This is a genomic window from Prevotella sp. S7 MS 2, assembly GCF_000762865.1.
Lineage (GTDB): Bacteria > Bacteroidota > Bacteroidia > Bacteroidales > Bacteroidaceae > Prevotella.
In genome coordinates, this window is sequence record NZ_JRPT01000051.1 from 1 (window position 1) to 10,481 (window position 10,481).

Below are 10,481 nucleotides of genomic sequence, written 5' to 3' on the forward strand. Positions count from 1 at the left end.
TTTTTTTTTGCTCAAAAGATAATACATATTGTGACTTGAAGCACGCATTTAGGACAAAGAATTGATGCTGGCCTTGACACTTTTTCGTCAAATGGGAAGGCGATTCGAGAATTTATTTCCCATTTTTTATTTCCACTGGCTTATATATAGCGATTTTTATGTAAATTTGCAAGGTAGATACTGTTTTATCATGTGAAAACAGTATGTAAAGAGATAGAGACACAAAGCCACTATGAGGTGAAAATGCAGCGCAATCAGCAAATTTGATTTGTGAAACATTGAAACCCGTAACTGGACAAACATACACACACAGATAGTATGAATTTATGAACAATGTTATTGTAAAATTGGCATTGTCATCCCAGGTGATGGCAGACAACAGTGACATAAAGTAGCGGAGAGGTTATGAAGCAGGATTGCACGGTTTCTCAGTCTACAGCCGACGAAACAAAGTGTTTTCAGACATCTGAGAACAATGAATTTCCAAAGGGCACACACGTTTCTGAGCCAGACGAAATGACTGGTTCAGCGATAAAGAAGTGTTCGCAGGTGAAAGATAACTGCACATCATGGAGTTATCTTTTTGTACACAATCAAAAAGTAAAGTCGATAGAAGAACAGCTAAAGAAAGATGGACTAACCCATTTTGTGCATAAGACAATAAAATATGTTCCACGTCACAGGAATAGAGGTGGAATGCGCGAAGTGGAAACCCCTACTGTAAGTGGACTGATATTCTTGCAAGGCGACCCTAAAAAAATACAGTACTACTTAGATAGAAACGTAAATTCATATAAACTCTGTAAGAATTGTAGTACAGGAAGGATAGCCACTATCACTTGCAACCAAATGGAGCCATTTATGCGTGTGGCAGAAACCGAGCCAGAACGTCTCCGCTTCCTTCTTCGTCCTTTTGTCTATTATTCCAAGAACCGTACCCTACTTCGCATTGTGACTGGTGAATATGCCGGACTCGAAGGTTATGTAATCCGCATAGCCCGAGACCGCAAGCTCGTTATGGATGTCGGTGGAATGGCAGTAGCCTTATCAGGTGTACATGCTGAACGTTTTGAGGAAGTAAACAAGAACGAGGCAGACAAAAAAGAGCGAGAGTTATTCTACAAGCGCAACTTGCATGAGCGCAATGCCTTTATCGACCGCTATTTCCACCAAGTGAAGACTGCACAAGAGGTCGCAGCGCAAGTGGAGAATATAGATATATTGCGTATTCAGACAATCAAGGATGTTGAATCCAAGAAATTGGACTTGAAAGACGCTTTCGATACTTTCTACTTTATGATAGAAGAAATTGGCTACTATTATGCTCCTTTTATCGACTATTTTAAGGACGAACTGAGACCCATCTTTGAAGCAGGAAGAACCGTCATTGAAGAGATGGAGAAAGCGATAAAGATATTCAAGGACAGCGATGAAGAGCTGCATAATCGCTGTGAAACAGAGTTTGAGGCGTTGCAAAACAACTACGGCTATCTGTTTGAATAGTACATCTTAGAGAAATAAAATGGAAATCGATTTCTTCGCATATCGCTACACGCTGCAATCTGTCCGTATAGAATGTCCGTGCCCTACTACAACCAATAAAAGGAATTTTAAGAGGAGAAGAAGTAATACAAACAAATCTTGTTATAAATACTTCAAGATAAATACTTGTATCGATACAATATATCAAAATCAACAATAGGAGAAAATAGAAACTAAATAAAACAGATATATGCGTGATTTCAAAGACATTAAAGTCGCAGTGGCCGGTACTGGCTACGTGGGACTGAGCATAGCTACATTGCTATCACAACATCATCATGTAACAGCAGTAGATGTAATCCCAGAAAAGGTTGAAAAGCTTAACAATAAGATTTCTCCTATTCAAGATGATTATATCGAAAAGTATTTGGCAGAGAAGCCATTGAACTTTGTCGCCACTCTTGACGGCAAATCAGCCTATGCAGATGCCGATTTTGTGGTGATTGCTGCTCCTACCAATTACGACCCTGTAAAGAATTACTTCGATACTACTCATGTAGAAGAAGTTATCGACTTGGTATTGGAAGTAAATCCCGATGCCGTCATGGTCATCAAGTCTACCATTCCTGTTGGCTACACCCGTAACCTCTATTTAAAGTATGCGCAGAAAGGAGTTAAGAAGTTCAATCTCCTCTTCTCTCCAGAATTCCTTCGTGAGAGCAAAGCATTGTATGACAATCTCTACCCCAGCCGTATCATAGTTGGTTATCCTAAGATTATCAACAATCCAGAGTTTGAAGCAGAGAACAACGCCATCGAGTCGGTTACTAATGTAGATATGCTGATTGATGCAGCTAAGACTTTTGCTACTCTTCTGCAAGAAGGTGCCATCAAAGAAAACATCGACACCCTCTTTGTGGGTATGAAGGAAGCAGAGGCAGTAAAACTCTTTGCTAATACTTATCTCGCCCTTCGTGTCAGCTACTTCAACGAGCTTGACACTTACGCCGAAATGAAAGGTCTCGACTCAAAGGCTATCATCGAGGGTGTAGGTCTCGACCCACGCATCGGCACACATTATAATAACCCATCATTCGGCTACGGTGGCTACTGCTTGCCTAAGGACACCAAGCAACTCCTTGCCAACTATCAGGATGTCCCACAGAACATGATGTCGGCCATTGTAGAGTCCAACCGCACACGCAAGGATTACATCGCTGATGCAGTGCTCCGCAAGGCTGGCTATTACGCAGAAAATGGTCAATGGGATGCAAGCAAAGAGCACGCTTGTGTCATCGGTGTCTATCGCCTAACAATGAAATCCAACTCCGATAACTTCCGTCAGTCAGCCATCCAAGGCATCATGAAGCGTATTAAGGCTAAGGGTGCTGAGGTTATTATCTATGAGCCAACATTGGAAAACGGAACAACATTCTTCGGCAGCAAGGTGGTTAATAACCTCGATGAGTTCAAGGCTCAGTGCAAAGCCATCATCGCCAACCGCTTTGATGACTGCTTGACAGACGTAGAAGAGAAAGTTTATACACGTGATATTTTTAGAAGAGACTAAGCAATGGTAAATCACAATATAAATATTGAAGGCAAAACTGTTCTTGTAACAGGTGCAGCAGGCTTTATAGGTAGCAACCTTGTAAAGCGTCTTTTTCATGACGTGCAGAATATTAAAGTAATCGGTATAGATTCTATTACCGATTACTATGATGTAAACATCAAATACGAGCGTCTGAAAGAAATAGAAGCATTAAACCGTGACTGGACTTTCGTTCATGCTTCTATCGCTGATAAAGAAGCAGTAGAGAAGATATTTGCAGAGAATAAAATAGTTGTTGTAGTAAACCTAGCAGCACAAGCAGGTGTACGTTATAGCATCACCAATCCTGATGCTTATATTCAGAGCAACCTTATCGGTTTCTACAACATCCTTGAAGCATGCCGTCATCACGAAGTAGAGCATCTTGTGTATGCCTCTTCATCTTCAGTATATGGCAGCAACAAGAAGGTTCCATATTCTACAGACGACAAGGTAGACAATCCTGTATCTCTTTATGCTGCAACCAAGAAGAGTAATGAACTAATAGCACATGCCTATAGCAAACTCTATAACATCCCATCTACAGGCTTGCGTTTCTTTACAGTATACGGTCCTGCAGGTCGTCCCGATATGGCATATTTCGGCTTTACCAATAAGCTTGTTAAAGGTGAAACCATCAAGATTTTCAACTACGGCAACTGCAAGCGCGACTTTACGTTTGTAGACGATATTGTAGAAGGTGTAGTTCGTATCATGCAGCACGCCCCCGAGAAGCAGAACGGTGAGGACGGTCTTCCTATCCCTCCATACAAAGTATACAACATCGGTAATAATTCCCCCGAAAACCTCCTTGACTTCGTAACCATCCTCCAAGAAGAGCTTGTACGTGCAGGAGTCCTTCCTAAAGACTACGACTTTGAAACCCACAAGGAACTTGTACCTATGCAGCCTGGTGATGTGCCGGTTACTTACGCTGATACAACACCTTTGGAGCAAGATTTTGGTTTCAAGCCAAACACAAGTCTAAGAGAAGGATTAAGACGCTTTGCCGAATGGTATGCGAAATACTATTGATAATTCTTCTGATTTACTTAAAAACCGGCGTAATGGATATTTGGTAGGCTAAAACACGAGAGGTTTCAGCCTACCAAATATCCATTACGCCGGTTTCGATAAGTGAGAACAATGAAAGCTTGCTTTTAAATTGTCGAGCGAAGGATTTTCGTGCCAACGAGAGCAGAGCCAAACTTGTTTTAGCTATGCCGAGTGTAGCCGAAAATCACTTGCGTGTAAAATGTATGAAATAGTTAATAAACATGTGATTTTTTAAAATCTCAATATATAGGCACTTGCAAAAGTGCCTATACAAAGGGCTATGCCTTAAATTGAGTACTAACAGTACAAACGTACTTATAATGTATAAATAATTAAGATCACGTACTTAGATGATTAATAATGAACAGATTATCAGAAATAAAAAAGAAAATAAATAGTAATAAGGACGGTAAAACCGTCTTTGCAAATTTCGGTTATTTGTCTTTATTGCAAATAGCTGGTTATGTGTTCCCATTGATAACAATGCCGTATCTTGCACGTGTGATAGGTGCAGATGGCGTTGGAAAGATTGCATTTGCATCAGCTATTGTTGTATGGATTCAGACAATATCCGATTGGGGATTTAACCTTATTGCAACTCGTGATGTTGCGCAAAATCGGGCGGACAAGGAGAAGGTTTCACGTATTTTCAGTAATGTATTATGGGCAAGATGCCTATTGACTCTTTTTTCTGGATTATTACTGCTGATAGCAGTTCTGGCAGTACCTTACCTTCGTGAGAATGCTGATATAATCTTTGTTACTTTTTTATTGGTTCCTGGTTACATTCTATTTCCTGAGTGGTTTTTTCAAGCAATAGAACGGATGAAATACACCACTATTTTTAATCTTCTCATAAAGTTGATATTCACAATATCTGTATTTATATTTATACATGAAAGGGAGGATTATTTAATACAGCCTCTTTTGACTACAATTGGATATTTATTATGTGGTATAGGAGCTTTATATCTCATCTTAATGAAGTGGGGATATACTCTATATAGACCCCAATGGGGCGAGTTAACAAGAACCATAAAAGGCAGTACAGACGTATTCATAAATAATCTGATGCCCAACCTTTACAATAGCTTCTCAGTAATGCTCTTAGGTTTCTTTGGAGGTGCAACAGCTAATGGCTTATATGATGGTGGAAATAAATTTCCTACTATCTTTTATAATTTTCAGTCTGTTCTTTCAAGGGCATTTTATCCATTCTTATCAAGACGTCTAGATAAACATTCTTTTTATGCAAAACTGAATATCGGATTAGCATTGATAGGCTCTATTTTTCTTATAGCAATATCTCCATTTGTCATTAAAGTAATGTTAGGAGATGAATTTGAAAAGTCTGTCATTGTAATGCAGATTCTATCCTTTTCTGTAATATTTCTTGCAATGGATTATACATATGGAACTAATTTCTTAATACTTAATCATAAGGAAAAACCACTAAGAAATCTAACCTTTGTTTCATCCATTTTAGGAATGAGTGTTTCGATACCCTTAGTTTATTATTTCTCATATATTGGTGCTGCAATTACTGTGCTTCTATGTAGAGGGGTGTTAGGAGTTGGTACTTATATCTTGGCAAAAATATATTGCCAAGGATAGTAGTATTGTATGAATAAAATACTTGCTATTTAAAAAGCAAGTATAGAAATTTTTTATATCAAAACAATAACATTTTATGAATTATATTGTAGCTCCGCAATGGTATGGAGCTTATAAAAAAGGACCAGAAGTTGGAGCATTGCGTTTGGCTCAATTATTTGAAAACGAAGGTTTGAAAGAGCTTTCATGTATATCAATACCCGACGAACGTCCTGGTGAAGATAGCTTAATGCCGTTCTTTAACGCTATTGATAAAGTAAATCAGGATATCTGCAATTCTGTTTATTCTGCCTTGTCATCTGGCAAGAAGGTGATAACAATTGGAGGAGATCATGCTGTTTCTTGGGGCTCTATTGCTGGTGCTTTAAAGCACAACCCAGAAGTAGGCGTTATCTATCTTGATGCTCATGGGGATTGCAATATTGCAGAGCGTTCAGCAAGCCACCATATACATGGAATGCATATGGCATATCTTATGGGATTTGGTGAGGCCAAATATGTTGGAAGGTATACAAAGAACATTCTGCCAGTTGAGAATATACTGTATGTAGGCGCAAGAAGTCTCGACCCATATGAGGTAGAGTTAATTAATAAGCATGGTATTTCAAGAATACCGAGTGATGTTATTAATTCGGATATCGTTGGGGCTTTGGAGACAATAAGCGGTTTTATGTCACGATTCAAGCAAATTCATATAAGCTTGGATATTGACGTACTTGACCCATCAATAGCTCCTGGTACAGGTGTACCAGAAGAGGGTGGAATAACAGAAGCAGCATTGCATGAACTCTTGAACTTAATTCTAAAAAATAATACTACTGTAAAGTCTATTGATTTAGTTGAGTATAATCCGCTTTATGACATTGATGAACGTACTGATAGGGTTGTAAAAAAACTTGTAAAAATATTAAGTCGTATATAAAATGTAGATATTAGAAATAATATAGTATGCAAAAAATAATCACTTACTTTAAGGAACCACAAAAGTTCTGCTTAGCAATTCTTACCCATTTTGGAACATGGCTTCCTGATGCTTTGTATCTAAAAATAATGTTCCGTTTAAAGATGGGATATAGCTTGGATTTAAAAAATCCCAAGACATTTAATGAAAAACTTCAATGGTTAAAACTGTATAATAGAAAGCCTGAATATACCAGAATGGTTGACAAATACGAAGCGAAAAAGGTTGCTGAAAAAATATTAGGAAAAGAATATATAATTCCAACACTTGGTGTTTGGGATAGATTTGAAGATATTGATTTTAGTACACTTCCTGACCGCTTTGTTCTAAAAACGACCAATGGAGGTGGAGGCGGAGGCGTTGTTATATGCCGTGACAAGAAGAAATTGGATAAGGCTTCTGCAGCTGAACGCTTGAATATTTCTTTAAAGACAAGTATTTATAAACACCTTAAGGAATGGCCTTATAAAAAAGTCAAACCAAGAATATTAGCAGAGGAATTTAAGGTTGACGAAAGCGGAGAGTTGCGTGATTATAAGTTCTATTGTTTTAATGGAGAGTCTAAAGTTTTTCTTGTGGCAAGCGAAAGATTCTCAGGACACCGCACCTACTTCGATTTTTTTGATATGGATGGAAATAATTTGCCATTTACTCAAGGAGGAAAGAACAATCCAGTAACTCCCCAACTACCTTCAACATTTGAGGAGATGAAGAAAATAGCTAAGAAACTCTCACAAGGTCTTCCACACGTAAGAATTGATTTGTATAGTGTTGATGATAAAGTGTATTTCGGTGAGTTCACTTTCTTTGATTCAAGTGGTTTTGAAAAGTTTACGCCAAACGAATGGGATGAAATATTTGGAAGTTGGGTTGTGTTACCCTCTAAAAGATAAAAGATAATGAAATTTTTCAAAAATCCTTGTAATGTTTATATATCTCTATTGGTATTTTATTCTATGCAGGGAACAATGATACCAACAGGAGGTACTATAGTTTCTCAGTTGATAATTTTTGTTGCTATGTTGATGGGGATATATTATACATTCAAGACAATAGTATTACCAAACAAACCAATATTTTTTACAGGACTTAACATTTTGTTTTTAATGTTTGTTCTATATGGTGTTGTGTTACTATTCAGTGATAATCATTATATAATTAGATACAGTGGAGCAGAGGTGTCTAATTCTTCGTTTTTGAAGAGCATTTTTCTTTCCATACCAAATATTTATTCTTTCTATTATTTCTCAAGAAAAGGGTTTCTAACTGAACCAATTTTAAAGAAATGGATTGTTGTTTATATGCTGGCATCTGTGTTTATATTCTTTGATTATAAGATGACAATTATACATAAACTGCTACTTGAAAGAACCGATGTTGATGAAGTAACCAATAATATGGGATATTTATTTGTAGCGCTTATTCCAACTGTGGCTGTATTTAAAAATAAAAATATTATACAGTATGGACTACTTATCTTTTGTATGGTGTTTATTGTGATAGGTATGAAAAGAGGTGCTATACTTGTGGGCGTTTTGTCAATATTGTATTTTTTGTACTTTAATTTTAGATATCATCGTAGCATCTCAAAGGTGAAAGTACTAATCTTCTCAATGTTGATAGCGTTAGCTGGTGTATATATGGTGACATATATGATGGATACATCCGATTATTTTACTCAACGTATTATATAAACAGAGAATGGTGGTTTAAGTGGACGTGATTATATCTATGAGTGTTTCTGGAATCATTTCAAGAACGAAATGAATACTTTTAAGTTTCTTTTTGGTAATGGTGCAAATGCAACATTGGACATAGGAATAAACTATGCGCACAATGACTGGCTTGAAATAGCAATAAATCAAGGAGTCTTTGGTCTTCTTATATATGCATTCTATTGGCTGTGTTTTTATAAAACAATCAGACAGACAAAGCAGAATTTATTTGCGAAATTAGTTCTTACACTTGTATTCATATCTTTCTTTATTATGACATTATTTTCCATGTCCTATACAGAATATTCTATATATTCATGTACTGTATTTGGCTATTATTTGGCTCATTGTAGGGAGGTTGAAATTCCACAATAAATATGAAAAAAATTCTTTTAATAACGGAAACACTTGGTTCAGGTGGTGCTGAACGTCAAATGTGTGGGTTAGCTTCGATGTTAACTAAGGCTGGTTATCCTTGCCGTCTAATAACATATGTTGAGAATCAGTTTTATGAGCCTTATCTTCGCCAGAATGGTGTGGACTATCAGTTTGTGCCTGAGCTGTGGAATAAGAATACTCGTGTGTTTAAGGCTGCAAAGTATGTTAGACAATATAAGCCTGATGTTGTTATTTCGTTTTTGCCATCTGTCAACAAGACGATGTGCGTCGCAAAGATGTTTTTCGGGGCTAAGTTAGTTGTGTCAGAACGAAACAATAATACTTGCATTACTCGTAGTGATAAGGTACAGTTTAACCTTTATCGTGTGGCGGATGCTATTGTTCCTAACAGCAATAGTCAAGGCATGTTTATTTGCAATCACTTTCCTTTCCTCTGTAAAAAGGTGCATTCTATTATCAACTTCGTGGATGTTAATCGCTTCACTCCCTCAGAAATGCCTGTGCAGAATGATGTTTTGCGTATCGTTACCGTCGCTCGCTATACTCAACAGAAGAATGTCTTGACTTACTTGAAGGCTGTACGTATGGTAAAGGATATGGGACTCAATGTGCATTTCGATTGGTATGGAGATAAGAAACATAATGCCGATTATTATGCAGAAATAGAGAAGGAATATCAAAAGCTTGATATTTCAGATTACATTACGTTGCATAATCCCAACCAGAAGATAGAAGAGGAATATCGCAAGGCTGATATATTTTGTCTTCCGAGTCTTTATGAAGGATATCCAAATGTAGTGGCTGAGGCAATGTCTTGTGGATTGCCTATTCTTTGCAGCAATGTCTATGAGAATCCATATATCGTGGAAGAAGGCGTAAATGGTTTTCTCTTCAACCCAGAAAGCGTAGAAGACATAGCTGGTGCTATTAAGAAAATGGCGGATTTATCTTTTAAGGAAAGGCAGGAAATGGGCAAACGCAATCGTCAGCTATGTTTGCAACGCAATACAGAAGAAGCATTCCTAAAATCGTATGTTGAACTTATAGAAAGATTATAAAGCGATGAGCAAATTCAAAGATTTATATAATGCCGATATAACTCGTTATAGAGGTAAGCCTGAGGCATATATTAGGATATTCCATTTCCTCTATCGTAAGGCTGCTGTAGCATCCTTTATTCCAATGCGACTGTTATATAAAGCCCTATTTCGTATATGGGCAAACAGAAGAGGTCTAGAACTAACTGCAAACCAGCAAATTGGGGGGGGGATTTATATAGGTCATGCCTATAATATCACCATCAATAGTAAAGCTAAAATAGGTCGCAACTGCAACATCCACAAGGGAATCGTTATCGGTCAGGTGAACAGGGGTTCTCGAAAAGGTTGTCCAACAATTGGCGATAGAGTTTGGATAGGTATCAATTCGGCTATCGTTGGAAATGTCACTATTGGTGATGATGTGATGATTGCACCTAACAGTTTTGTTAATGTAGATATTCCCTCTCATTCCGTGGTATTTGGCAATCCTTGCGTTATCAAGCATAGGGATTGGGCAACAGAGGGGTATGTGAATAATATTGTAGAATAAAAATATGAAAATAAAGAAACTCTTATGCTTGGTCGCATATTACGGATTTGCAAAGTATTTGCCAGCATCAACA

At 37.4% G+C, this 10,481-nt stretch carries 9 protein-coding genes; all 9 read left to right on the top strand.

Features of this window, described 5'->3' with window-relative positions; genetic code table 11:
• Positions 1 to 405: 405 nt before the first annotated feature.
• Complete coding sequence (locus tag HMPREF0671_RS11815) at positions 406 to 1,503, top strand: hypothetical protein (protein WP_052052959.1); 1,098 nt, start codon at positions 406 to 408, stop codon at positions 1,501 to 1,503.
• Positions 1,504 to 1,732: 229 nt separating this feature from the next.
• Positions 1,733 to 3,052: a UDP binding domain-containing protein gene (locus tag HMPREF0671_RS08845; protein ID WP_036899640.1), complete on the top strand. Its 1,320-nt coding sequence runs from the start codon at positions 1,733 to 1,735 to the stop codon at positions 3,050 to 3,052.
• Positions 3,053 to 3,055: 3 nt separating this feature from the next.
• Complete coding sequence (locus tag HMPREF0671_RS08850; protein WP_036899644.1) at positions 3,056 to 4,108, top strand: NAD-dependent epimerase/dehydratase family protein; 1,053 nt, start codon at positions 3,056 to 3,058, stop codon at positions 4,106 to 4,108.
• Between the two features lie 381 nt (positions 4,109 to 4,489).
• Positions 4,490 to 5,743, top strand: a complete 1,254-nt coding sequence (locus tag HMPREF0671_RS08855) for an oligosaccharide flippase family protein (protein ID WP_198025897.1) — start codon at positions 4,490 to 4,492, stop codon at positions 5,741 to 5,743.
• A 76-nt stretch (positions 5,744 to 5,819) separates the two neighbouring features.
• Complete coding sequence (locus HMPREF0671_RS08860; RefSeq protein WP_036899646.1) at positions 5,820 to 6,665, top strand: arginase family protein; 846 nt, start codon at positions 5,820 to 5,822, stop codon at positions 6,663 to 6,665.
• Positions 6,666 to 6,691: 26 nt separating this feature from the next.
• Positions 6,692 to 7,597 (top strand): ATP-grasp fold amidoligase family protein, encoded by a 906-nt coding sequence (locus HMPREF0671_RS08865; protein WP_084589752.1) that lies wholly within the window; start codon positions 6,692 to 6,694, stop codon positions 7,595 to 7,597.
• A 6-nt stretch (positions 7,598 to 7,603) separates the two neighbouring features.
• Positions 7,604 to 8,398 carry a hypothetical protein gene (locus HMPREF0671_RS08870; protein WP_156958397.1) on the top strand — a complete coding sequence of 265 codons (795 nt, stop codon included), beginning with the start codon at positions 7,604 to 7,606 and terminating at the stop codon, positions 8,396 to 8,398.
• A gap of 398 nt (positions 8,399 to 8,796) precedes the next feature.
• Positions 8,797 to 9,876 (top strand): glycosyltransferase family 4 protein, encoded by a 1,080-nt coding sequence (locus HMPREF0671_RS08880; protein ID WP_036899656.1) that lies wholly within the window; start codon positions 8,797 to 8,799, stop codon positions 9,874 to 9,876.
• Between the two features lie 4 nt (positions 9,877 to 9,880).
• A complete protein-coding gene (locus HMPREF0671_RS08885; protein WP_082721734.1) occupies positions 9,881 to 10,408 on the top strand; it encodes a serine acetyltransferase in 528 nt (175 codons plus the stop codon).
• Positions 10,409 to 10,481 lie beyond the last annotated feature (73 nt).